At 37.5% G+C, this 921-nt stretch carries 1 pseudogene; it reads left to right on the plus strand.

Features of this window, described 5'->3' with window-relative positions:
* The first annotated feature begins 36 nt into the window (after nucleotides 1-36).
* Nucleotides 37-774: pseudogene (gene erm(B), locus AAAX31_RS10035) on the plus strand (23S rRNA (adenine(2058)-N(6))-methyltransferase Erm(B)).
* The last annotated feature ends 147 nt before the right edge of the window (nucleotides 775-921 follow it).

Below are 921 nucleotides of genomic sequence, written 5' to 3' on the forward strand. Positions count from 1 at the left end.
CCAACTTTCTCGACACTACCAAGAAGGAGTGATTACATGAACAAAAATATAAAATATTCTCAAAACTTTTTAACGAGTGAAAAAGTACTCAACCAAATAATAAAACAATTGAATTTAAAAGAAACCGATACCGTTTACGAAATTGGAACAGGTAAAGGGCATTTAACGACGAAACTGGCTAAAATAAGTAAACAGGTAACGTCTATTGAATTAGACAGTCATCTATTCAACTTATCGTCAGAAAAATTAAAACTGAATACTCGTGTCACTTTAATTCACCAAGATATTCTACAGTTTTAATTCCCTAACAAACAGAGGTATAAAATTGTTGGGAGTATTCCTTACCATTTAAGCACACAAATTATTAAAAAAGTGGTTTTTGAAAGCCATGCGTCTGACATCTATCTGATTGTTGAAGAAGGATTCTACAAGCGTACCTTGGATATTCACCGAACACTAGGGTTGCTCTTGCACACTCAAGTCTCGATTCAGCAATTGCTTAAGCTGCCAGCGGAATGCTTTCATCCTAAACCAAAAGTAAACAGTGTCTTAATAAAACTTACCCGCCATACCACAGATGTTCCAGATAAATATTGGAAGCTATATACGTACTTTGTTTCAAAATGGGTCAATCGAGAATATCGTCAACTGTTTACTAAAAATCAGTTTCATCAAGCAATGAAACACGCCAAAGTAAACAATTTAAGTACCGTTACTTATGAGCAAGTATTGTCTATTTTTAATAGTTATCTATTATTTAACGGGAGGAAATAATTCTATGAGTCGCTTTTGTAAATGGTTGATTTTCAATCTCAACGCAACAGCCTGAACGGGCCCCGCGTTTCCGCAGCTAGCGCAACGCGGGAATAGCCCCCGGCACCTGGCCGTCGCACCGTTTCCGCAGGTGGAGAGGCTATGGAG

The sequence above is a fragment of the Collinsella sp. CLA-ER-H5 genome, from assembly GCF_040092375.1.
GTDB lineage: Bacteria > Actinomycetota > Coriobacteriia > Coriobacteriales > Coriobacteriaceae > Collinsella.